27 protein-coding genes are annotated in these 21,180 nt (G+C 64.8%); 17 read left to right on the top strand and 10 right to left on the bottom strand.

What is annotated here, in order from left to right; all coding sequences use genetic code 11:
* Positions 1 to 6 precede the first annotated feature (6 nt).
* The 7 genes from rplQ to infA form a co-directional block, all read right to left on the bottom strand.
* Complete coding sequence (rplQ, locus tag VX037_RS00785) at positions 7 to 642, bottom strand: 50S ribosomal protein L17 (protein ID WP_235725010.1); 636 nt, start codon at positions 640 to 642, stop codon at positions 7 to 9.
* A 59-nt stretch (positions 643 to 701) separates the two neighbouring features.
* Positions 702 to 1,754, bottom strand: coding sequence for a DNA-directed RNA polymerase subunit alpha (locus tag VX037_RS00780; RefSeq protein ID WP_235725009.1), 1,053 nt, complete (start codon positions 1,752 to 1,754; stop codon positions 702 to 704).
* Positions 1,755 to 1,834: 80 nt separating this feature from the next.
* Positions 1,835 to 2,440 (bottom strand): 30S ribosomal protein S4, encoded by a 606-nt coding sequence (rpsD, locus tag VX037_RS00775; RefSeq protein WP_235725008.1) that lies wholly within the window; start codon positions 2,438 to 2,440, stop codon positions 1,835 to 1,837.
* Positions 2,441 to 2,463: 23 nt separating this feature from the next.
* Positions 2,464 to 2,871, bottom strand: a complete 408-nt coding sequence (gene rpsK / locus VX037_RS00770) for a 30S ribosomal protein S11 (RefSeq protein ID WP_160900678.1) — start codon at positions 2,869 to 2,871, stop codon at positions 2,464 to 2,466.
* Positions 2,871 to 3,239 carry a 30S ribosomal protein S13 gene (gene rpsM / locus VX037_RS00765; RefSeq protein ID WP_235725006.1) on the bottom strand — a complete coding sequence of 123 codons (369 nt, stop codon included), beginning with the start codon at positions 3,237 to 3,239 and terminating at the stop codon, positions 2,871 to 2,873. The genes rpsK and rpsM overlap by 1 nt, the downstream gene beginning before the upstream one ends.
* A 218-nt stretch (positions 3,240 to 3,457) precedes the next feature.
* Positions 3,458 to 3,571, bottom strand: a complete 114-nt coding sequence (rpmJ, locus tag VX037_RS00760) for a 50S ribosomal protein L36 (RefSeq protein ID WP_040515091.1) — start codon at positions 3,569 to 3,571, stop codon at positions 3,458 to 3,460.
* Between the two features lie 77 nt (positions 3,572 to 3,648).
* A complete protein-coding gene (gene infA, locus VX037_RS00755) occupies positions 3,649 to 3,870 on the bottom strand; it encodes a translation initiation factor IF-1 (RefSeq protein WP_005170487.1) in 222 nt (73 codons plus the stop codon).
* 540 nt (positions 3,871 to 4,410) lie between these two features.
* Here infA and VX037_RS00750 point away from each other — a divergent pair.
* From VX037_RS00750 to VX037_RS00700, 11 genes are all read left to right on the top strand, one after another.
* Positions 4,411 to 5,268: an ABC transporter permease gene (locus VX037_RS00750; RefSeq protein WP_328712888.1), complete on the top strand. Its 858-nt coding sequence runs from the start codon at positions 4,411 to 4,413 to the stop codon at positions 5,266 to 5,268.
* Between the two features lie 4 nt (positions 5,269 to 5,272).
* Positions 5,273 to 6,325 carry an MlaD family protein gene (locus VX037_RS00745; protein WP_328712887.1) on the top strand — a complete coding sequence of 351 codons (1,053 nt, stop codon included), beginning with the start codon at positions 5,273 to 5,275 and terminating at the stop codon, positions 6,323 to 6,325.
* Complete coding sequence (locus VX037_RS00740; protein WP_235725002.1) at positions 6,322 to 7,350, top strand: MlaD family protein; 1,029 nt, start codon at positions 6,322 to 6,324, stop codon at positions 7,348 to 7,350. The genes VX037_RS00745 and VX037_RS00740 overlap by 4 nt, the downstream gene beginning before the upstream one ends.
* A complete protein-coding gene (locus VX037_RS00735) occupies positions 7,347 to 8,453 on the top strand; it encodes an MCE family protein (RefSeq protein WP_328712886.1) in 1,107 nt (368 codons plus the stop codon). Before VX037_RS00740 ends, VX037_RS00735 begins: the two co-directional genes overlap by 4 nt.
* Complete coding sequence (locus tag VX037_RS00730; RefSeq protein ID WP_235724999.1) at positions 8,453 to 9,568, top strand: MlaD family protein; 1,116 nt, start codon at positions 8,453 to 8,455, stop codon at positions 9,566 to 9,568. Before VX037_RS00735 ends, VX037_RS00730 begins: the two co-directional genes overlap by 1 nt.
* 14 nt (positions 9,569 to 9,582) lie before the next feature.
* Entirely contained in the window at positions 9,583 to 10,614 is a 1,032-nt protein-coding gene (locus VX037_RS00725) for an MlaD family protein (RefSeq protein WP_328713036.1), read from the top strand.
* Complete coding sequence (locus VX037_RS00720) at positions 10,611 to 11,579, top strand: MlaD family protein (protein ID WP_235724998.1); 969 nt, start codon at positions 10,611 to 10,613, stop codon at positions 11,577 to 11,579. The genes VX037_RS00725 and VX037_RS00720 overlap by 4 nt, the downstream gene beginning before the upstream one ends.
* Positions 11,580 to 11,618: 39 nt before the next feature.
* Positions 11,619 to 12,470, top strand: coding sequence for a hypothetical protein (locus VX037_RS00715; RefSeq protein WP_328712885.1), 852 nt, complete (start codon positions 11,619 to 11,621; stop codon positions 12,468 to 12,470).
* Between the two features lie 3 nt (positions 12,471 to 12,473).
* Positions 12,474 to 13,313 (top strand): ABC transporter permease, encoded by an 840-nt coding sequence (locus VX037_RS00710; protein ID WP_372475197.1) that lies wholly within the window; start codon positions 12,474 to 12,476, stop codon positions 13,311 to 13,313.
* Between the two features lie 122 nt (positions 13,314 to 13,435).
* Positions 13,436 to 13,822, top strand: coding sequence for a phage holin family protein (locus VX037_RS00705; protein WP_328712884.1), 387 nt, complete (start codon positions 13,436 to 13,438; stop codon positions 13,820 to 13,822).
* Positions 13,819 to 14,547 carry an SIMPL domain-containing protein gene (locus tag VX037_RS00700; protein ID WP_328712882.1) on the top strand — a complete coding sequence of 243 codons (729 nt, stop codon included), beginning with the start codon at positions 13,819 to 13,821 and terminating at the stop codon, positions 14,545 to 14,547. Before VX037_RS00705 ends, VX037_RS00700 begins: the two co-directional genes overlap by 4 nt.
* Here VX037_RS00700 and VX037_RS00695 read toward each other — a convergent pair.
* Positions 14,528 to 14,953 carry a flavodoxin domain-containing protein gene (locus VX037_RS00695; protein WP_328712881.1) on the bottom strand — a complete coding sequence of 142 codons (426 nt, stop codon included), beginning with the start codon at positions 14,951 to 14,953 and terminating at the stop codon, positions 14,528 to 14,530. The two genes, VX037_RS00700 and VX037_RS00695, sit on opposite strands and share 20 nt — an antisense overlap.
* A 193-nt stretch (positions 14,954 to 15,146) precedes the next feature.
* Between VX037_RS00695 and dtd the strand changes: the two genes are divergently transcribed.
* The 3 genes from dtd (at position 15,147) to VX037_RS00680 (ending at position 16,991) form a co-directional block, all read left to right on the top strand.
* Positions 15,147 to 15,593, top strand: coding sequence for a D-aminoacyl-tRNA deacylase (dtd, locus tag VX037_RS00690; protein ID WP_328712879.1), 447 nt, complete (start codon positions 15,147 to 15,149; stop codon positions 15,591 to 15,593).
* Positions 15,594 to 15,624: 31 nt separating this feature from the next.
* Entirely contained in the window at positions 15,625 to 16,479 is an 855-nt protein-coding gene (fdhD, locus tag VX037_RS00685; RefSeq protein ID WP_328712877.1) for a formate dehydrogenase accessory sulfurtransferase FdhD, read from the top strand.
* Positions 16,480 to 16,601: 122 nt separating this feature from the next.
* Entirely contained in the window at positions 16,602 to 16,991 is a 390-nt protein-coding gene (locus VX037_RS00680) for an AIM24 family protein (protein WP_328712874.1), read from the top strand.
* A gap of 409 nt (positions 16,992 to 17,400) precedes the next feature.
* Here the strand turns inward: VX037_RS00680 and VX037_RS00675 are convergent, their stop codons facing one another.
* Positions 17,401 to 17,634, bottom strand: a complete 234-nt coding sequence (locus VX037_RS00675; protein ID WP_235724989.1) for a hypothetical protein — start codon at positions 17,632 to 17,634, stop codon at positions 17,401 to 17,403.
* A gap of 106 nt (positions 17,635 to 17,740) precedes the next feature.
* Between VX037_RS00675 and VX037_RS00670 the strand changes: the two genes are divergently transcribed.
* Entirely contained in the window at positions 17,741 to 18,199 is a 459-nt protein-coding gene (locus tag VX037_RS00670; protein ID WP_328712871.1) for a hypothetical protein, read from the top strand.
* 45 nt (positions 18,200 to 18,244) lie between these two features.
* The gene (locus tag VX037_RS00665; RefSeq protein ID WP_328712870.1) at positions 18,245 to 18,739 is read left to right on the top strand and encodes a GreA/GreB family elongation factor; all 495 of its coding nucleotides are present in this window, start codon (positions 18,245 to 18,247) and stop codon (positions 18,737 to 18,739) included.
* A 438-nt stretch (positions 18,740 to 19,177) separates the two neighbouring features.
* On the opposite strand, the gene VX037_RS00660 is transcribed toward VX037_RS00665, so the two are convergent.
* A complete protein-coding gene (locus tag VX037_RS00660; protein ID WP_328712868.1) occupies positions 19,178 to 19,441 on the bottom strand; it encodes a hypothetical protein in 264 nt (87 codons plus the stop codon).
* A gap of 142 nt (positions 19,442 to 19,583) precedes the next feature.
* On the opposite strand from VX037_RS00660, the gene gdhA reads away from it, so the two are divergent.
* Positions 19,584 to 20,933, top strand: a complete 1,350-nt coding sequence (gene gdhA / locus VX037_RS00655) for an NADP-specific glutamate dehydrogenase (protein ID WP_235724986.1) — start codon at positions 19,584 to 19,586, stop codon at positions 20,931 to 20,933.
* Positions 20,934 to 21,180 lie beyond the last annotated feature (247 nt).

Genomic DNA, 21,180 nt, shown 5'->3' with positions numbered 1-21,180 from the left:
CAGCGACTACTTCTTGTCGCCATCGACGTCCGCGCCCGCTGCCTCGGCATCGGGAGCGGTCGCCGCGGAGGACTCGTCGTCCACGGCCTCGGCCACGGCCTCGGCGTTCTCGACGGCCGCGTCGTCGGCGTCGGCCTCGACGGCCTCGACCGGGTTCTCGGCGTCGGTGACGTCGGCGACGTCGCCTTCGGTCGCGACGACCTCTTCGGTCTCGCTGAGCTTCTCCTCGGCGGCCTTCTTGGAGGCGGCGACGCGGGTCGCGCGGCTGGCCTCGCTCGACGCGGTCGACTCACGCACCAACTCGATCACAGCCATCGGGGCGTTGTCGCCCTTGCGCGGCAGCGTCTTGATGATGCGGGTGTAGCCGCCCGGACGATCCGCGAAGAACGGACCGATCTCGGCGAACAGCGTGTGCACGACATCCTTGTCCCGGATGTCCTTCATCACCTCACGCCGATTGGCCAGCGAGCCGGCCTTGGCGTGGGTGATCAGCTTCTCGGCGTACGGACGCAGCCGCTTCGCCTTCGCTTCGGTGGTGGTGATCCGGCCATGCTCGAAGAGCGAGGTGGCGAGGTTCGCCAACATCGCCTTCTGGTGGCTGGCCGACCCGCCGAGGCGGGCACCCTTGGTGGGCTTGGGCATTTCTCTTCTCCTCGAAGAAACTCACGATCTCTCGACCGGAAGGGTTTGGGGCGAGCGCCTTACAGCTGCTCGGTTTCAGCGAAATCCTCACCGGAGTCGGCGTCGAACGATGCGTCATCGGTCCACGTACCGGTTGCCGGGTCGTAGCCGGCGACCTGCGACGGGTCGAAGCTGGCCGGGCTGTCCTTGAGCGACAGACCCAGCGCGTGCAGCTTGACCTTGACCTCGTCGATCGACTTCTGGCCGAAGTTGCGGATGTCGAGCAGATCCGACTCGGTCCGGGCCACCAGCTCGCCGACGGTGTGCACACCCTCGCGCTTGAGGCAGTTGTAGGACCGCACGGTCAGCTCGAGATCCTCGATCGGCAGGCTGAACGACGCGATGTGGTCGGCCTCGGCCGGCGACGGCCCGATCTCGATGCCCTCCGCCTCGACGTTGAGCTCCCGGGCGAGCCCGAACAGCTCGACCAGGGTCTTGCCCGCCGAAGCGAGCGCGTCGCGAGCGGTGATCGAGTTCTTGGTCTCCACATCGAGCACGAGCCGATCGAAGTCGGTGCGCTGCTCGACACGGGTGGCCTCGACCTTGTACGTCACCTTGAGCACCGGCGAGTAGATCGAGTCGACCGGAATCCGGCCGATCTCGGCACCCGACGCCTTGTTCTGCACGGCCGGCACATAGCCGCGGCCCCGCTCGACGACGAGCTCGATCTCGAGCTTGCCCTTGTCGTTCAGGGTGGCGATGTGCAGGTCAGGGTTGTGCACGGTGACACCGGCCGGAGGCACGATGTCGGCGCCGGTGACGGTGCCCGGACCCTGCTTGCGCACGTACATGGTGACCGGCTCGTCCTCTTCGGAGCTGACCACGAGGCCCTTGAGGTTCAGGATGATGTCGGTGACATCTTCCTTCACACCCGGGACGGTGGTGAACTCGTGCAGGACACCGTCGATGCGGATGCTGGTGATCGCAGCTCCGGGGATCGACGAGAGCAGGGTACGACGCAGCGAGTTGCCGAGGGTGTAGCCGAATCCCGGCTCGAGCGGCTCGATGACGAACTTCGAGCGGTTCTCGGCGATGATCTCCTCGGTCAGAGTGGGTCGCTGTGAGATGAGCATTTCTGTGTTCTCTCCTTTGGCCTACCGCTATTTGAAGGCCTCGAGGGTGAAACCGAACAGCCAGGTGGCTGCTGGCTGGACTACTTGCTGTAGAACTCGACGATGAGCTGCTCGGTGAGCGGCACGTCGATCTGAGCGCGCTCGGGCACCTGGTGCACGAGAATGCGCAGCGTCGACGGAACCACCTGCAGCCACCCCGGAACCGGACGGTCGCCCTGGATCTCCTTGGCGATCTGGAACGGGACGGTCTGCAGCGACTTCGGCCGGACGTCGATGATGTCGTACTGGCTGACCCGGTAGCTGGGCACGTCCACGCGCACACCGTTGACGGTGAAGTGACCGTGGGTGACCATCTGGCGGGCCTGACGACGGGTCCGGGCCAGGCCGGCGCGGTACACGACGTTGTCGAGGCGGGTCTCGAGCAGCTTCAGCAGCTCGTCACCGGTCTTGCCGGTACGACGGTTGGCCTCTTCGTAGTAGCGACGGAACTGCTTCTCCATCACTCCGTAGGTGAATCGGGCCTTCTGCTTCTCCTGCAGCTGGAGCAGGTACTCGCTCTCCTTGATCCGCGAGCGGCCATGCTGGCCGGGCGGGTAGGGGCGACGCTCGAACGCCTGGTCTCCGCCGATGAGATCGACGCGCAGACGACGGGACTTCTTGGTTGCGGGGCCGGTATAACGAGCCATGTTTTCTCTTCCTCCCTTTCCCGCTAGACCCGACGCCGCTTGGGCGGACGGCAACCGTTGTGTGGCTGCGGGGTGACATCGGAAATGGTGCCGACCTCGAGACCGGCTGCCTGCAGGGAACGGATGGCGGTCTCGCGACCCGAACCCGGTCCCTTGACGAACACGTCGACCTTCTTGACGCCATGCTCCTGGGCCTTGCGCGCAGCATTCTCCGCGGCGAGCTGAGCAGCGAACGGGGTGCTCTTGCGCGAGCCCTTGAAGCCGACATGACCCGAGGACGCCCAGCTGATGACGGCGCCGTTGGGCTCGGTGATCGACACGATGGTGTTGTTGAACGTCGACTTGATGTGTGCGTGGCCGTGCGGGACGTTCTTCTTATCGCGACGGCGGGTGCCCTTCTTGGGGCCTGCGCTACGTGACTTGGGTGGCATTACTTCTTCTTCCCGGCGATGGTCTTCTTCGGGCCCTTACGAGTACGGGCATTGGTCTTGGTGCGCTGTCCGCGGACGGGCAGGCCACGACGGTGACGCAGACCCTGGTAGCAGCCGATCTCGATCTTGCGACGGATGTCGGCCTGCACCTCGCGACGCAGGTCACCTTCGACCTTCACCGAGTTCTCGATGTATTCACGCAGCTTTGCGACATCGGCGTCGGTGAGATCCTTCGCCCGGAGGTCGGCAGAGAGCCCGGTCCCCTCGAGGATCTCCTTGGAGGTGGTACGACCAACTCCGTAGATGTAGGTCAGTGCGATCTCCAGCCGCTTCTCGCGGGGGAGATCCACACCAGCAACACGTGCCATGTGGCGTTTCCTTTACTTCTCAGAGGTCTGCTCCCAGTCCGTCCCCGACTCTTCTTGTGGTGATTGATGCTGCGGGGCCCCGGCCTCTGAACCGGGGGTGGGCGCCGACCCGTATGTCGACACTGGTGCTGGGAGGGCTTCACAAAGAATGTTCAGCTCTTCGATGCATATTCAGTTGTGGTCGGTAACTCTCAAGCGACCCCGAGGGGTGCCGATGATCAGCCCTGACGCTGCTTGTGACGCAGGTTGTCGCAGATCACCATGACCCGCCCGTTACGGCGGATCACCTTGCACTTCTCGCAGATCGGCTTGACGCTCGGCTGAACCTTCACGTCCGCTTCTCCTTGACTTGTCCGGGCACGACCAAGCCGCACCCGATCCTGTCCTCTCCCGGAAACCCGGGGAAGTCCTACTTGTACCGATAAACGATGCGCCCACGACCGAGGTCGTAGGGCGAGAGTTCCACGACGACCCGGTCCTCGGGCAGGATGCGGATGTAGTGCTGCCGCATCTTGCCGCTGATGTGGGCAAGAACCTTGTGCCCGTTCTCCAACTCAATGCGAAACATCGCATTGGGCAGGGGTTCGATCACTCGACCCTCGACCTCGATGGCCCCGTCTTTTTTCGCCATGTCCTCCGCGATCCTGGCTCCTGGTCGGCGGAGATCGCCCATGCGATCCCATGACACGAAGCCCGGTTGAAACCGTGTTTATCCGTTAGTGTGTGGACACCGATCGTCGCCGACCGGCCCCATCGGTGCTGACACCCGCCGGAACCGCCTCGCCGGCCCGTGGGCTCGAAGACATGCGGATACCGGCATGCGAAGCACACCGACGTTCAATGTTACGCGAACTGGCAGTTCAGACCAAACCGCCAGGAGTTGAGACAACCGCGCACTCCCCGCGCTGCCGCGCACGTCGCGACATGCGCGGCACCGTGACAGATGCGCGGTTGTGACGAGTCGCGCCGACACAGCGGCAATACAGCGGCATTACAGCGCCAATGAGGTGTGCGGCCCCACAGCGCGAATTCGGTGTGATGTGGGACACTTGACCACATATATGATACATATGACTTGAAACACGCCACCAGCTGTTGGCTGATGGACGCACACGCGCTCGGTTCGTCGTCGCACACGACTCGGGGGAACGAAGGATTTCGGGGGAAATTCATGAACGCGCCATCGACGTACGCTCCGCCGTGGGCCAAACCGGTGGCCAGGGCGGTCCATGGCGCGGACACGTCCCTGGCCTACGTGGGCCAGTTCCTCACCTTCGTCTACTACACGATCCGCTACATACCCACCACCTTCGTCCACTACCCACGGCAAACCGTCCGCGCCGTGACCGACCTCGCGTGGGGTCGTGGCGCGGTGATCGTCGGAGGTGGCACAGCCCTGGTCATGGCCGCTCTGGGCATCGCGGCCGGCGCGACCGTAGCGGTGATCGCCCACAGCACCCTCGACCTCGTGGGACTCGGCGCGGTCTCCGGCGCCGCATCGTCGTTCGCGATCACCCGCGAGTTCGCGCCGATCCTCGCCGCAGTGGCCTTCGCGATCCAGGCCGGATGCCGCATCACCGCCGAGGTCGGTTCCATGCGGATCAGCGAGGAGATCGACGCGCTCGAGGTCATCGGCGTGCATGCGATGGCCTTCGTTGTCACCACGCGCGTCATCGCGGGCGTCCTCACCACCATCCCGACCTTCCTCGTCGCACTGGTCGCCAGCTACCTGAGTAGTTCATTGGTCGTCGGGTTCCGCGATGAGTCCGTGGGAGCCTACGAACACTATTTCGACCAGTTCCTGAACTTTCCGGACCTCGTGTCCGCGACGATCAAATGCGTCGTCTTCGTGGTGGCCGTGACCCTCATCCACTCCTATAAGGGCTTCTTCGCCAGTGGCGGCCCGGAAGGTGTCGGGGTCGCCTCCGGTCGGGCCATCCGCGCCAGCCTGGTGTCGATCATGATCCTCGATCTGATCCTCACCGTGGCGTTCTGGGGTATCAACTCTCCGTTCAGTTTCCGAGGCTGATCCGATGGCCGAATTCCGTATTCCCGGGATGTCCGCCGACACGGCGACCTACCGACGACGCGCACTCGCCTTCCTGGCCGCCTCCGTGGTGTTCGTCGGCGCTGTCGTGGTGATCGATCGGGCGATCCCGAGCGACTCGATCCGGATCACCATGTCCACGTCATCGGTGGCCGGTGGTATCCAGCGCGGTGCGTCGGTGGTCCTCAACGGCTCACAGGTCGGCCGGGTGGCTGACGTGACCACGCCGGCACCGGACACCTACGAGATCGCGCTCGATCTCGACCCCGAGCGGATGGGCGCGTCTACCGACATACTCACCGACACAGCGATGGTCAGCTACGCGCCGGAGAATCTCTTCGGTATCGCCGCCGTGGTGCTCTACGGACAGCCCGGAGGCGCCCCGTTGCACGACGGGTCGAGCTTCTCCCCACCGGAACCCGAGGACGCAACCCTCACCACGCTGCTCCACAACCTGAGCGACCTGCAGAACGAGGCGTTCGATCCGTACGTCGGCGGCGTCCTGGACATCGCCAACCAGGCCACCGGCGGTTTGCTGCCCCTATTCGGGGCCATCGGCCAGATCGCCAGCGACATCGCCGACACCCAGGTGGTGACCCCCGCCGAGACCCTCCCGCAGTACACGCAGCTGATCGGACAGGTGCGTGGCGCCGTCGACGACCTGTTGCCGCCGGTCAAACAGATCATGGACTGGCAGGCGCCGCGTGCACCCGGATACCTCGAGGCCTCCGAGAAGGGCCTCTCGGCCACCGCCGGTCCGTTTGTCGACGACCTCACCCGCCTCCTCGGTCCGGATGCGCTCGGGATGACCGCGCCGCTGATGCCGGTGCTCACCGAGATCATCGGTCGGGTCCAGCAGACCTTCCCGGACAGCCGACGCAACGGTATCCAGATCGCCACCCTGATCGAACGTTTACGCAGGTCGCTGCCCGACACCCCCGACGGCCCGGTCCTCAACGTGGACGTCGTGCTCAGGTCGACGCCGGGTCTGGCGGCAGCGTTGCAACTGCCCACCGGTGGATCGGCGGGCCCCCGATGACCAGCTTCCGTCGCGCCCTGGTGTACCTGATCGTCTTCGCGGTGATGACCGTTGCCGGGGGCTTGTTCATCAACAATGCGATCGACCGTCCGGTGTCGAACGTGACCCGCACCTACACCGCCGACTTCACCAATGCCGCCGGCCTCAAGGCGGGCAACGACGTGCGGGTGCGCGGTGCACGGATAGGCAAGGTCACGGCCATCGAGGTGCACCACGCTCCCGGCGACGCGACGAGTGTCGCTCGGGTCGAGTTCGAGCTGTCGGGCGATGCCCGGGTTCATGCCAACAGCACCCTGGCCATCCGCTACCTCAACCTGACGGGCATCCGTTACGTGGACCTGCAGGACCCGGAGCAGCCCGGCGACCCGGTTGGACAGGACGAGATCATCGGCACTGCCTCGACGACGCCGTCGTTCGACGTCACGACGGTATTCCACGGTCTCGCACCGGTGTTCGCGACGATGAGCCCGGAAGACATCAACCACTTCTCGGAGAGCCTGTTGGCCGTGGTGGAGGGCGACGGCTCGAGTTTCAGCGAATTCGTGAGTTCGCTGACATCCATGATGCGGCTGGTCGACAACCGGTCCGAGGTGATCAACACACTCGTCGACAACCTCGCCGAGCTGTCCGGCGCGGTCGACGGTCGCGCCGAGTACATCGATCCGATCATCGGCTACATCTCGCGTTTCGGCACCGTGCTCGCCGAATGGACCCCCGATCTGGAGGATCTCGCCAACCACACGGGCGACCTGCTGGTACAGGCCGACTACCTCCTGGCCGCGCTCGGCGTGCAGCCCAACCGCACCCCCGACGCCGACTTCCTGTTCAACCAGATCAAGCCGATCGGTGAGGCCGCCATCGGACTGCTCTCGCTGTCGCCCGGCATCCTGCAGTCGATCAACTCGGTGCTGCCGGCGACCGACGCGGCACAGGTCGATCGAACATGCTCGGCCGGCGCGGCCGAGATACCTGCCGACGTGAAGCTGTTTCTGCGTGGAAGCCAGGTGACCTTGTGCAAACGATGAACTACGACACCCTCCGCGAGGACGGCACGTCCATGCCCAAGCTGTCGGGCCTCGGTTCGGCGATCCGCGGACTGTGGGACCGGGGCATCGGTCTGGTGAACCGCATGACCGACCACAAGCCGATGTCCAATCGAGGTCGCCGCCGCTCCGAACTGCGGTGGGGCATCGCCGGTGTGGCCGTCACCCTCGTCGCCGCGCTGATCGCGATGGGTGTCTATTGGCTGAGCCCGGGCCATTACCGGGTCGTCGCACAGTTCGACGAGGCCGGACAGATGCGAGTCGGCAACAGCGTCCGGGTCGCCGGTGTGCCGGTCGGCACGGTCAAGAGCATCGAGCTCGCAGGTGACCACGTCGACGTCGAGATGGCCGTGCGGTGGGGTACATACCTCGGCGACCAGACCCGTGCCGACGTCAAGATGCTCACCATCGTCGGCGGCTCCTTCGTCGACCTGACGACCGCGGGCGACCGACCACTGGGTGACGAGCCGATTCCGGCTGCGCGCACCACGGTGCCCTACAGCCTGATGCAGACCTTCCAGACAATCCAGCCCAAGCTGGCGAAGATCGATGCCAACCCGCTGCGCACGACCATGGCCGACTTCGATGAGGCGCTGACCGCCAACCCCGGCGCGCTGCGCACGAACATCGGCGTGATCAGCTCGATGCTCGACAACCTGCAGCAGCGCCAGGATCAGTTCGGCTCGATGCTGCAATTGGCGGCCGACTACGCCGAGCAGATCAACGCCAACGGCGACGTGATCACCCAGATGGCCCGCAACCTCAGCAGCTTCATCTCCGAGTACGCCGTGTTCGCACCACGTCTGAACGTGGTGCTCGAACACACCGGTCTGCTGCTGCAACGACTGCGCGGTCTCGCCCTGCTCTATGACGACGACATCCAACCCTTGATCGATCAGCTCGACGCGATCGGCCGCGACTTCGGACCGGCGCTCCAGCGCTACACGCCGTTGATCGAGCAGGGCCGCGACCTGATCAAGCGGCTGGAAGGCATGGTGGCGCCGGACGGTTCCATCGTGATCGACCAGAGCAACCTGGTCCTGTCGTCGGACTACTGCGTACCGATGGTGGGGGTGGCGTGCTGATGCTGGTGAAGATCCTCGGTTCGAAGTGGCTGATCTCCGGTATCTCGATCACGGTGGTGGTCGCGACACTGGCGGGCCTCTACGTCGTCGGCTCCGGACTTACCGGCAAGCAGCAGTACTGCGCGGAGTTCGACGACGCCATCGGGCTGTTTCCCGGCAACCACGTCACCCAGCGCGGTGTCACCGTCGGCACCATCACGTCGGTGGAGCCCGGTCCCGGCACCGCGATAGTGCGGTTCACCGCCGACGGTGCACAGCGACTCCCAGCCGAGGTCAAGGCGGCGACGGTCGCGCCGTCGGTAATCGCCGTCCGGCAACTCGCTCTCATCGGTGACGACACCGACGGCGACACGCTGAGCCCGGACACGTGCATACCGCGCCTGTCGACCAATACGCCGGTGTCGATCTCGGAGTCGCTGGAGAGTATCTCGGTCGTCGCGAAACAACTCACCACCGCGGGCGGGCCCGATCAGCTGAAGAACGTGCTCGGATTCGTCGGCAATCTCGACGACGAACTCGCCGGCACCGGACCCGAGCTCAACGCGTTGATCAAGAAGCTCGCGATGCCCGCGAACAGTCCGATCGACGGCGCGCTCGTGGACACCGCACGCATCGTCGACAGCGTGAGCGCCATGTCCACCGGCCTCGCCGGCAACTGGGACTTCCTCGAGAAGTTCATCACCGAGATCACCGGGGTGATCCAACCTCTGGTCCTGCCGACGGTCGGCAACGTCGTCCGCATCATCGCGGCCGTCCCGGAGACGATCAACCTGCTGACCAACGTCATCTCACACTACGGTCACTTCGTCTGGCCCGCGCTCGACGTCGTGGTGCCGGTCGCGCGCGTGATCGGCGCCGGCATGCGGAACTTCGGCGACATCCTCGGCATCGTCCCGGTCCTCATCAAGGCCTTCGACATCTCCTTCGATCAGAAGTCGTTGGGCCTGCGCATCCGGTACACACCGCCGACCACCCGCATCCCCGCCAAGAATCCAGAGCTGACATGCGCGAACATCAACCGCCTCGTCCCGGGCCAGTGCACCGTCACCGATCCCGACGGGATGCAGGTCGACGCCATCACGATGGCCCTGATGATGACCGGGGCCAAACCATGAGAATCGTGCCACGTATGCCGCGTCGGACCACCACACTCCGACTGATCGCGACGCTGATGGCGGGCTGGTTGGTCACGGGGTGTTCGGCCTACACCCACTTCACTCCGGAGGAACTGCCCACACCCCAGTCCGTGCGCACCGGCTGGACGATGCACGTGGAGGTCCCGACCGCCGTCAACCTTCCGCTGCGTTCGCGGGTCGTGGTCAACGGCATCGCGTCCGGTGTGGTGTCCGCGATCGAGCCCGCGACCGGTCACACGGTCGTCCGACTGCTGGTCGATGAATCGCAGGCGATCTCGGCGCAGGCCACTCTGGAACTCAAGCAGGACACCCTTCTCGGTGACACCTATGTCTCGATCACCAACCCGCCCGACGCCATCAGCTCGGCTCTGCCCCCCGGGGGCACGCTCCCCCAGTCCCAGGTCCAGAGGCCGGTCCAGATCGAACAGCTGATGGTGAGCCTGTCGAACTTTCTCGGCAGCGGCGACCTCATGCAGCTGGGCAGTACCTTCACCACGGTCAACAACCAGTTCCCGCAGGACCCCGCCGAGGTCCGCAAGATCCAGGCCGTGCTGACCGACACCGTGAACACCTGGGCCGACAGCACACAGGACATCACCTCGATCCTGCGCAACGTCACGGCGCTCACCGAGCGGCTCAAGAGTATGAAGGGCACCCTGCAGTTCGCTCTGAGCCCCGAAGGTGCCGGCCAGTTCCGCGCCATGAGCGACACCACCTACCTGGTGGTCGTCCTGGCCCGGCTGTCGCGGGCACTCGGTCCCGCGATGCCACTGGTGCCGGTGCTCACGGGTCTGACACGACTGATCAACACAGTCGTCAAGCCCATCCTCATCCCGGGATGGCCCGGTTCCGACGTGTCCAATGCGGAACTGCTCGTCGACGTCCTCAACGACAAGCTGGTGCCGTATTTCAAGAACGCCCCGGGGCTGAACATCCGGTCCATGGCAATCGAGAACAACGTTTCCGACCGGGAGATCGCCGGCCAGCTCACCAACGTCTTCCGCATGTTGGGAATGACCCGATGAATCCACAGACCATCCGAGAACTGATCCTCAACATCGTTGCGTTCGTCGTCGTGCTGATCTTCGGCGGCGGCTATCTGGCGACACAGGCGTACGACTGGCGGCCGTTCGAGCAGCCGAAGACCGTCCAGATGAGCGTGGCGAACACCGGGCTCATCCTGTCCGGAACCGGCGTGTTCGCCAGCGGGGTACGCATCGGTGATGTCCGTGAGGTCCAACTCGCCCGGCAGGGGGCGACGCTGATCCTCGACTACGACAGCGACCAAGAGATTCCTGTCGACTCCACCGTCGAGATCGGTCTGCAGTCGGCTCTGGGCGAGCCGTACATCAATTTCACCTCGGGCACCTACGCCGGTCCGGCACTGCCCGACGGAGCGGTCATCTCGGCCGAGCAGATCGACGAACCCGAGTCGATCCCCGGGATCTTCGATGAAATCTCGACGATGTCGACCGCAATCGCCGCCGGCCCCATGGCCGGCGTGCTGAAGACGGTCTCGGAGGCACTCGACGGAACCGAGCCGTCGCTGGGCCGCATCAGTGACGGCACCCGGCTGGTCGCGGCCCTGTTGCTGTCGCGGTCCGAACAGCTGCGCAGCATGTTCTCCAACACCCAGATCTACACGGCAAATCTCGGGTGGATCGTCGATACCCTCCCACAGTTCTCCCGCGGACTCGATCAGGTGGTCACCGAATTCCAGGGCGCACTGCACGCGACCGCCCACCTGGTCAACAGCACCGATCTGCACGATTCGATCATGAACACGCTGCACCCGTTCTTCGAGCAATTCAACCCCTACCTGGAGAAGACGATTCCCCCGGTGATGGATGCCGTCGGCCCACTGATGCCGATCGTGACCGCACTCAACCAGACCCTGCCGCAGATCAACATGAGCGAACTGCTGGCACGTGCGCTGGAACTGTTCGGTGCCGGCGACGGCATGCGACTGGTGATCACCCAGCCGAACTGAGACATCGAGACATACCCGCGTAGCAGAAGGAGATCGGCTGTGGCCGAGAACAACACGTCCACCGAGGACAAGCACGACAACGCCGACGCCGATCGCATCGAGCCAGCGGACACCGAGGCGTCCGAGACAACGACAGGCGACACCGTCGAGAACACCGGCACCGTAGAAAAGGCCGGCACCGAAGAGAAAGTCCACACCGTAGAGAAAGCCGACACCGACGGCCCCACCCCCGCCGGCCCGAAGCCGAGTGCCGAGCACGCGCCGGCACGTGCCGGTAAAGCCAAACGCCAGCTGTCCATCTCGCTCGGCACGCTCGGCATCTCACTGCTCATCGCCGCGCTCGTCGCCGCCCTCGGGACGTTCATCTACCGGGACGTGTCCGCACGCAAGGACCTCGACGCCATGACGTCGGAGGCCGCCGATTCGGCGAAGGCCGAAGATGTCGCCGCTCGCTACGCCGTGGCCGCCGCCACCCTGGACTACCAGGATCTGACCCCCTGGATCGCAGCGATGAAGGACGGCGTGAGCCCGGAACTGCAGAAGAAGTACGACGTCATCGGTCAGGCCATGGAGCAGATCATCACACCCCTGCGGATGCAGACCACGGCCGAACTGGTACTGGCCAAGACCCAGGAGGTCAACGGCGACATGTTCCGCGTCGACGCCGTCGTCGACGTCGACACCAAGAGCGTGCAAACCCCCGACGGCGGCAGTGCCGTCGCGGTGTACACCGTGACGCTGGACCGATCGCAGGACTGGCTGATCACCGAGGTCGGCGATCCGACCGGCGCGATCCCCGGCGGATTGGGTGAGGCAGCACCGGATTCGGGCGCACAGGATTCGGGCGCACAGGAATCGGCTCCCGCCCCGTCGCCGGCACCTGGGGGCTGAGCGATGACGATGAGCCGAGCCTCACGCAGCCCCGCCCTCGACGCCTTCTCCGCCAATTTCTCCGACAACGCGCTCGGCCCGGTGCGGACACTCGGCCGCACATTCCGGCTGTCGATCGTCGCGATGCTCCAGATGGCGCTCGACCTCGTCCGCGGTCAGCTCAAGGTCCGCGAGGCCGTGGTCATGGCCTGGTATCTGGTGAGTGTCACCGCGTTGCCGGCCTTCCTGATGGCCATCCCGTTCGGCGTGATCGTGACCATCCAGATCGGCAACATCATCAACCAGCTGGGTGCTCAGTCGCTATTGGGCGCCGCATCCGGATTCGCCGTCATCCAGCAGGCCGCACCGCTGGCCGCCGGGATTCTGCTCGGCGGGGCAGGTGCCTCGGCGATTGCCGCCGACCTCGGCGCGCGCACGGTCCGCGAGGAAATCGACGCCATGCGCACCATGGGTGTCGACCCCATCCAACGGCTGGTGGTACCCCGGGTGATCGCCGCCGCGGTGGTGGCACCGCTCCTGGCGATCTTCATCGTGGTGGTCGGTGTTCTCGCCGCCTTTTATCTCGCAGTCACCATGCAGGGTGTCGGGCCCGGCAGCTACTGGCAGTCGTTCGGCTCCTTCGCCTCACAGCGCGACATGCTGCTCGCGATGGTCAAGGCGTCCATCTTCGGGGTGATCATCGCGGTCATCGGTTGTCAGCGCGGGCTCGAGGCGAAGGGCGGGCCACGCGGCGTGGCCGACGGTGTCAACGCCACGGTGGTGGTCTCGACGGTGGCGATCATCGGAGTGAACTTCGTCATCACGTTGATCTACACGGTCTTCTTCCCGCTGCAGATCGGCTGAACCACCGGATGTTTGACCGTCCATGCCATCCGCGCACCTGCCACGCATCCGCGCTTGTCGAGACATGCGCGGATGCGTGGCAACCGCGCGGATGATGTGGCCGGCCTGGCACACTGTCTGCCATGTCCGCGTTCTTGATTCGTTCGGCGTTCACCGGGTTCGCCCTGTGGATCGCGACCCTGATCGTGCCGGGCCTGGACTTCGTCGGGGGTTCGACGGGTTGGCAACAGTTCGGCATCGTCGTGGTCGTGGCGTTGATCTTCGGTGTCGTCAACGCCTTCATCAAACCGATCGTGCAGATCCTGTCGATCCCGCTCTACATCCTGACGCTCGGCCTCATCCACGTGGTCATCAACGCATTCATGCTCGAGATGACCGCCTGGATCACCCGCAACACCACCCACTGGGGTCTTGAGGTCGACAGTTTCTTCTGGTCGGCGATCTTCGGGGCGATCGTGATCTCGATCGTCGGGTGGATGCTCGGGCTGTTGATGAAGGAGTCGGTGTGAACCGGCCGCGCCCGGTGCGGGCCGCCGCGGCCGTCGTCGGGGTCGTCGCGCTGCTGTTCCTCACGGCGTGCGGCGATGGTGGTGGCAGCGGCGGCGACCCGCGGACGGTGACTGTCAACGGCAGCGGTGAGGTGACCGGGGTGCCCGACACATTGCGCGCCGACATCGGTGTCGAGGCAACCGGCCCCGATGTCTCGAGCGCGCTCAACGAGTCGAGTGCACAGGTCCGCAAGGTCACCGACGCGGTGGTCGAGGCCGGGGTCGAACGCAGCGACATCCAGACCCAACAGGTGAATCTGTCTCCGCGCTACACCAACCCCGCGCCGGGCACCTCGGGCGAGATCACCGGCTATCAGGCGACCAACACCATCCGGGTCACCATTCGCGACATCGCAGCGGCCTCGGATGTCCTCGCCGCGGCAGCCACCGCCGGCGGCGACAACACCCGAATCAGCAACGTCGCCTTCGCCATCGACGACGACTCGGAACTGATGAAACAGGCGCGCGAAGCGGCCTTCGACGATGCGCGCGCCCGTGCCGAGCAGTACGCGTCGCTGGCCGGCGACTCGCTGGGTAAAGTCCAGACGATCACCGAATCGACCAGCGGTCAGCAGCAACCGACCACGGTGCAACGTGATTCGGCCGTGGCGGCTGCTTCGGTCCCGATCGAACCGGGCGAGCAGACCCTCACCTTCTCGGTGACGGTCACCTACGCGTTGAGCTGAGTTCGTCGGCGATCTCGTCGGCCCACTGCCGGATCGCGTCCCAGTCCCGCGCGTCCCGGTAGGCCTGCGGGGTGTGGCGGGCGACGGATTTCTCCATGAAGCCGTGCGGGTCGTCGGGGACCTTGCCCGCGAACACCATGTGTCCGCGCATCCCGGCCGCCTCGGCGAGTTCGAGGACTTTGTGCGGTTCGAGCCACCGCGAGTCGTCGTCGAGTTGTTCGGCGGCATGCTCACCGGTCGGTCCGGAACTGAAGATCCACAGCGGCATGGTGGCCAGAACGTCGTGGTTGTGCGCCAGGAAGTCGCGTGCGTGTTTGCGCCAACGACCCGTGTACACCGCACTGCCCAGGATCACTGCCTGATACCCCGGCCTGCGCCGCCTCGACGCAGTCGGCGTCGAGGCCACGGGTGCGCAGTTCCGCGGCGATCGCCTCGGCGATCTCGGCGGTCGCGTGATGCTTGCTGGCATATGCCACGAGAACCTTCGACATGTGACCATCGTCACCCTGCAGCCCGACGACGACCAGAGCAGAAGGTCCCGACTGCCGCCGCACGACCGGCGCGGGTGGCCGTGCCGGCCTCGTGGCAGGCTGGTGCGCATGCGTGCAGTGATCCAACGGGTGAGTCGGGCGTCGGTGGCCGTCGATGACGAGACGGTCGGCGAGCTCGATCTCTCCGACGGCCGGCACGGCCTCGTCGCACTTGTCGGAGTCACCCACGACGACACCTCCGCGCACGCCGCCACGCTGGCGGACAAGATCTGGCGGCTGCGCATCCTCGACGGAGACGACACACAGGCGTCGGCCGCCGACCTCGACGCACCGATCCTGGTGATCAGCCAGTTCACGCTGTATGCGAACACCGCGAAGGGCCGACGGCCGTCGTGGAACGGGGCCGCGCCGGGGTCGGTGGCCGAACCGCTCGTCGATGCGGTCGTCGACACGCTGCGCGAGCTGGGCGCGACGGTCGCCACCGGCCGCTTCGGTGCGCACATGGAGGTCTGCCTGACCAACGACGGGCCGGTCACATTGATCGTCGACGTCTGATCAGGCCTCCGAGCATCGGTAGGCTGACCACGTGGGACGTATCACCACCCGTCGGCGGGTAACCAGGATTCGGCGTAACGCACCGCCATCGGCGCGCGCCGACGTGCTCGCCGTCGAGGAGCCGCTCGAGATCCGCGTCAACGGTCGCCCGTTGGTCGTCACCATGCGCACACCCGGCAATGACGTTGATCTGGCGTTCGGCTTTCTCGTGTCCGAGGGGGTGATCACCGGCGGCGATCAGGTCCGGGGCGCCCGCTATTGCGCCGGGGCCACCGAAGACGGCGTCAACACCTACAACGTGCTCGATGTCGCACTGACCCCGGAGGTGCCGCCGCCGGCACCGGAGCTGGCACGCAGCTTCACCACCACCAGTGCGTGTGGGGTGTGCGGCAAGGACAGCATCGACGCGGTGACCACCCGATCGGCTTTTCATCCCGGGTCCGACCCGCTGGTCGTCGACCCCGAGTTCCTGCTGGACCTTCCGACGCGGCTACGTGCAGGACAGTCGGTGTTCGACAAAACCGGTGGGCTGCACGCGGCGGCGCTCGTCGACGCCGCATCCGGCGACATCGTGGCACTCCGTGAGGATGTGGGGCGCCACAACGCGGTGGACAAGGTGATCGGTTGGGCGGCCGCCGCGCAACGACTTCCCTTGCGCGGGCACATTCTTCAGGTGTCCGGTCGCGCCAGCTTCGAGCTCGTGCAGAAGGCGGCGATGGCGGGGATACCGATGTTGTCGGCGGTATCGGCGCCGTCGTCGCTGGCCGCGGACCTGGCCGACGAACGCGGCATCACCCTTGTCGGGTTCTCCCGCGGCGAGTCGATGGTGCTCTACACGCGTGCCGATCGGGTGCAAACCCAGGCGGCGGTGACATCGTCGTCTTAAGCTGAGGTCGTGCAGACCCAGATCAACGGCACCACCATGCCCGTCCTCGAACTGACCCTCGATCCCGGCGAGCACATCATCGCCGAGGGCGGCGACGTCGCCTGGCTCACACCTCGTTCGACATGGTGACGTCCCCCGGCGTTCGGCTCCGGCGGCGAGAACGGTTTCACGGGGGTCTCGAACGGATGCTCGGCGGCGGACAGTTGTTCCTGTCGAAGGACACACCGCCGTCGCACGGGGGTTCTGTCGCCCTCGCGGCCAGTATGCCCGGCGAGATCCAGCATCTCCAGATCTCCGCGGCAGACCAGTTCATGGTGCGGAGCGGCTCCTTCGTGGCCAGCACCAACGACATCGAGGTATGGGTGGGGCTGCAGCGCAAACTCGGAGTCGGTGTCTTCGGCAGCGCGGGCCGGCCCTGGTTACAGTCGATGACACCGGACAAACTCGCCGCCGCCCTGGAGCCCTATCTGCCCAAGGAGAACTCGTCGTCGGTGCCGTCGGGCGCCAATTGAGTCCTGCATAGTCGAGATGGTCGCGACCCGTCCGTGGGTCGAAGAGCACGGGTCAATCGAACGCTCCTGCAGGTGCCACGCCCGTTCTGCGACAACCACGCACTCGATCACCCACCGAAACACCCATGTAGTAGCCCCAGGTGGCCTCCGACCCATCTCTGCGCAAGCCCGAGCGGGTCACCAGATGTTCACGCAGCTTCGACATGCCGCACGGATCGGAGCGAAGGTCGCTGGTCATCGACGGCGAGAAGCAGTCGAGAATACGCGCCTTACCGAATATCTATTCCTCGCGTCACACCAGCTCGTGGCCGTCGCGCAGGTCCGTCGATCTGTACCGCACGCCGGCTACCGCCGAGAATGCTCGTGCAAGGTCTCGAACAGAACGCCGAGGCCACCGTCAGGTCCGCCATCAACCACTCTTGCGTTTGCGAATGGCGACTGCGCCCACCTCGGCGCGCTTACGTTGACGCTGCGCTTTCAGTGCCAGACGTTTTTGCTTGGAACTGGTCTTCTTCTCCGCCATCGTTACCTCAATGCCGAAAGTGATCGCGGATAAAATCCGCTCCCTCGAGACCATAGCCGAGAATCCCACAAAGTCCAGGCGGGCCCAGGCGCAGTGGCGCAGGTATACGAAAATCGACATTCATTTCCTACCAGTGAATTTCCCGATCATCCCGCGCACGACGAGCGACTGGCTTTTTCTTTTTTTTGGGCTAGTGTCCATGGCACCCGCACCAGAAAAGGAGTGAGTGGCCGTGAAAGCGGTTGTGATGGAGTGTCGTATCCGAGTGTGTGCGTCGCGAGCTCGTCGCGATGCTTTCGTCGAGGCCGCAATCGAACAAGCCGCCGAGGCGTTTCCGCATCCGACCATGCGCTCGTGCGTGGTCGAGGAGAAGGCGTCTCGGATGCTCGCGCGGCAGTGGACTCAGGCCAATTCGAGCCGCGAAGAACCATGTCCGTCGACCTACGACATCTGCCTGGCCTTCGCTGACAGTTCTGGCAGACTCACCGCCGCGCGGTTGGAGAGCTTGTCACGCGACCTCCTGACGACACTCGATTCGTCTACACACCAGTCGATGTCGGCCGAGGAGACCATTCCCTGGATTTTGACGCTGGTGTCGAGCACCGATCGGCGCGGACGGCGAGACATCGCCTTGCGCCATCCCGCCCTGGGACTGTCGACGTTGGCCCCCATGGTCGTCGGCTGAACGCGAATCTTCGAATTCATAATCCGTTGCAGTTATAGGAGAGACGTGACAATCGTGGAAACCATGTGGCCCGAGACTCGGCCCCGCGCTGAACTACATGACGAGGTCAATCGACTTTCGCAGGAGCGGATCACGGCGCATGCGGCGATGGTCGAACTACGCAGCGTGGGCGATCTCGAAAACAACGACGACTACCATCGCGCAGTACGCGTAGTCGAGATGCTCGACGCCCAACTCGTCCGCGTACGATCAATGCTCGCGTCCTCCAGCGACGGTTGGTCGATCCGGTCCGACGATCCGGGCCGCGCGCAAGAGGGATCAATCGTGACAGTGTCCTTCGATGACGACGTCGATGATGTCGCGCGTATTCATGTCGGCGATCCGACCCAAGAGCCGTTCGTCGGTGTCGAGACCTGCTCACCCGACTCCCCGCTGGGGCAGGCTGTTTTGGGATCTTCTGTGGGCGAGCGACATTCGTACCGCCTTCCCAACGGCACGGTCGGTACCATCACCATCCTGGAGTGTGTTCAACCAAGCTGAACGTGCGCGCCGTCCAAGGTTTCTGAATCACCCGGCGAGCGAGATCGCGCTCACTGTGATCACCGCGAGTTGCCAGCCGGCAACCGTGGTACTCGGGGCCCTCACCGAGGACGGCGCACGCCGCGATTCGCCCGAAACCACGTCGGAGCCTGGCGTGCACATGTTCTCACTCGGGGATCCACATAGAACCGATACACCGGCTGCCGGTGAGCACGTGGTGGTCGCCTGTCCGGTTCCCGCTGCGTCATCAACTCTCCTGCCGTCGAGCTGGCGGAAACGAATCACTATGTTCCGCCATCGATCTCGAATGGTGACCACTGCCGGCGATGTCGCGGCCGCGGCGGAATCGTGTCGACTGCTCGTCATGTCAGACGGACGGGGCCGCTCGAGGCGGGAGCGTCTCGAGTTCACCGAAGAGCTCGCCCGGGCGATCACGTATCACGCGGAGATCAATGGCGGCAGAGTTGAATCGATGTCCGCAATCATGATCGACGGCGCGTCGGTGTCGGTGGATCGTGGGCTGGATCTGCTGTCGAGGTGGTGCCGTATACCTCGGAGCAGGTTCTGCATCACAAGCACGGAGATGTCCTCGACGAACTCGATCTTTACCCCTGGATGAGGTCGGTGGTAGTCGGCGAGCACAGCCGGTAAGTCCACCGTCGTGAACGTCTGCGCATGCCCGACGGTCGACTGGTCGATCACACCCCGCACCGGCGCCCGGGTGCGTGACGATGGTCATGTCGTCTGGGATTCTGTCGACCGATAGGCTCGCGAGGAGCTGTCGCCTCACCACATCGCGTTGGAAGGCGACGACAGACAGATTTTGACAGGAGGTCGCGCAGACGTGACGAGACTCGACGGAAAGATCAGCGATCTCTACGACGAGGTCGTCGCCCGCAATCCGGGCGAGGCAGAGTTCCACCAGGCGGTGCACGAGGTCTTCGACAGCCTCGGGCTGGTGTTGGCACAGCATCCGCACTACGCAGATGCCGGCATCATCAAGCGGCTCTGCGAACCGGAACGTCAGATCATCTTCCGCGTTCCGTGGGTGGACGACGACGGGAGAGTCCAGATCAACCGCGGGTTTCGCGTGGAGTTCAATTCTGCGCTCGGACCATACAAGGGTGGCCTCCGCTTTCACCCCACTGTGTACCTGGGCGTCGTGAAGTTCCTCGGCTTCGAGCAGATCTTCAAGAACGCTCTGACCGGTCTGCCCATCGGCGGCGGCAAGGGGGGCGCCGATTTCGACCCCAAGGGGCGCTCGGACGGTGAGGTGATGCGTTTCTGCCAGTCCTTCATGACCGAGCTCTACCGGCACATCGGCGAGTACACCGATGTACCGGCCGGGGACACCGGCGTAGGCGGCCGAGAAATCGGATATCTCTTCGGTCAGTACAAGCGGATCACCAACCGCTATGAGTCGGGAGTGCTCACCGGCAAGGGGCTTGCATGGGGCGGCTCCCAGGTGCGTACCGAGGCGACGGGCTACGGCGTCGTCTACTTCGTCCAAGAGATGTTGGCCGCGTCGGGAGCGCAGTTCGATGGCCGACGGGTCGTGGTATCCGGCTCCGGCAACGTGGCACTTCATGCGATCGAGAAGGTGCAGCAGCTCGGTGGACACGTCGTGGCATGTTCGGACTCCAATGGCTATGTCATCGACGACAAAGGGATCGACCTCGCCGCGTTGAAGCAGGTGAAGGAAGTCGAGCGCGGACGCATCTCCGACTATGTGGAGCATCGCGGCGAGAGCGCCCGCTCGGTCACCTCCGGGTCCATCTGGGACGTGCCCGCTGACATCGCGATCCCCTGCGCCACCCAGAACGAACTCGATGCCGACGGCGCACAGGCGCTGATCGACAATGGTTGCCAGATCGTGGCCGAAGGCGCGAACATGCCGTGCACGCCCGATGCGATTCGCGCTTTCGCTCGCGCGGGCGTGCGGTTCGCCCCCGGAAAAGCCGCCAACGCGGGGGGCGTCGCCACGAGCGCACTCGAGATGCAGCAGAACGCTTCTCGCGATTCCTGGAGCTTCGAGCACACCGAGGATCGTCTCTCCGACATCATGAGCGCGATCCATCACACCTGTCTGGCCACCGCCGATGAGTACGGCGTTCCGGGCGACTACGTCCTGGGCGCCAACATTGCGTCTTTTACCCATGTGGCCGACGCGATGCTCTCGCTGGGTGTGATCTGAGACGATGACCGACGAGGATGCCCTATCGTCCATACGTCGATGGCACGACTCAGGTGGCGTCGTCGAGATTCTGTCGCTACGGCACGACGAAGCGGTCGTGTCACTGCGAACCTGTGACGCGGGCGAAGAGATGACTCGGCTACGCAGTACCGACCCCGCGGTCCTGCGATGGATCGACCAACATATCGGGGATGACTCTCGATCCGAATAGACGTTCTCGATGATCGCGGAGTACCCGTCGGCGATC

This window comes from Gordonia sp. Z-3, from assembly GCF_036233855.1.
GTDB lineage: Bacteria > Actinomycetota > Actinomycetes > Mycobacteriales > Mycobacteriaceae > Gordonia > Gordonia tangerina.
The sequence above is the reverse complement of the archived record's forward strand: the minus strand, read 5'-3'. Positions and strand labels throughout refer to the sequence as shown.

Bases quoted from the DNA above. Each gene is read 5' to 3' on its own strand.
- VX037_RS00710 (WP_372475197.1), top strand. From the start codon at position 12,474: ATGACGATGAGCCGAGCCTCACGCAGCCCCGCCCTCGACGCCTTCTCC.
- rpsM (WP_235725006.1), bottom strand. From the start codon at position 3,239: ATGGCACGTGTTGCTGGTGTGGATCTCCCCCGCGAGAAGCGGCTGGAG.
- VX037_RS00725 (WP_328713036.1), top strand. From the start codon at position 9,583: ATGCCGCGTCGGACCACCACACTCCGACTGATCGCGACGCTGATGGCG.
- VX037_RS00750 (WP_328712888.1), top strand. From the start codon at position 4,411: ATGAACGCGCCATCGACGTACGCTCCGCCGTGGGCCAAACCGGTGGCC.
- dtd (WP_328712879.1), top strand. From the start codon at position 15,147: ATGCGTGCAGTGATCCAACGGGTGAGTCGGGCGTCGGTGGCCGTCGAT.
- VX037_RS00720 (WP_235724998.1), top strand. From the start codon at position 10,611: ATGAATCCACAGACCATCCGAGAACTGATCCTCAACATCGTTGCGTTC.
- VX037_RS00705 (WP_328712884.1), top strand. From the start codon at position 13,436: ATGTCCGCGTTCTTGATTCGTTCGGCGTTCACCGGGTTCGCCCTGTGG.
- VX037_RS00740 (WP_235725002.1), top strand. From the start codon at position 6,322: ATGACCAGCTTCCGTCGCGCCCTGGTGTACCTGATCGTCTTCGCGGTG.
- VX037_RS00675 (WP_235724989.1), bottom strand. From the start codon at position 17,634: ATGTCGATTTTCGTATACCTGCGCCACTGCGCCTGGGCCCGCCTGGAC.
- VX037_RS00730 (WP_235724999.1), top strand. From the start codon at position 8,453: ATGCTGGTGAAGATCCTCGGTTCGAAGTGGCTGATCTCCGGTATCTCG.
- VX037_RS00735 (WP_328712886.1), top strand. From the start codon at position 7,347: ATGAACTACGACACCCTCCGCGAGGACGGCACGTCCATGCCCAAGCTG.
- infA (WP_005170487.1), bottom strand. From the start codon at position 3,870: ATGGCGAAAAAAGACGGGGCCATCGAGGTCGAGGGTCGAGTGATCGAA.
- rpsK (WP_160900678.1), bottom strand. From the start codon at position 2,871: ATGCCACCCAAGTCACGTAGCGCAGGCCCCAAGAAGGGCACCCGCCGT.
- rplQ (WP_235725010.1), bottom strand. From the start codon at position 642: ATGCCCAAGCCCACCAAGGGTGCCCGCCTCGGCGGGTCGGCCAGCCAC.
- VX037_RS00745 (WP_328712887.1), top strand. From the start codon at position 5,273: ATGGCCGAATTCCGTATTCCCGGGATGTCCGCCGACACGGCGACCTAC.
- VX037_RS00780 (WP_235725009.1), bottom strand. From the start codon at position 1,754: ATGCTCATCTCACAGCGACCCACTCTGACCGAGGAGATCATCGCCGAG.
- rpsD (WP_235725008.1), bottom strand. From the start codon at position 2,440: ATGGCTCGTTATACCGGCCCCGCAACCAAGAAGTCCCGTCGTCTGCGC.
- VX037_RS00680 (WP_328712874.1), top strand. From the start codon at position 16,602: ATGGTGACGTCCCCCGGCGTTCGGCTCCGGCGGCGAGAACGGTTTCAC.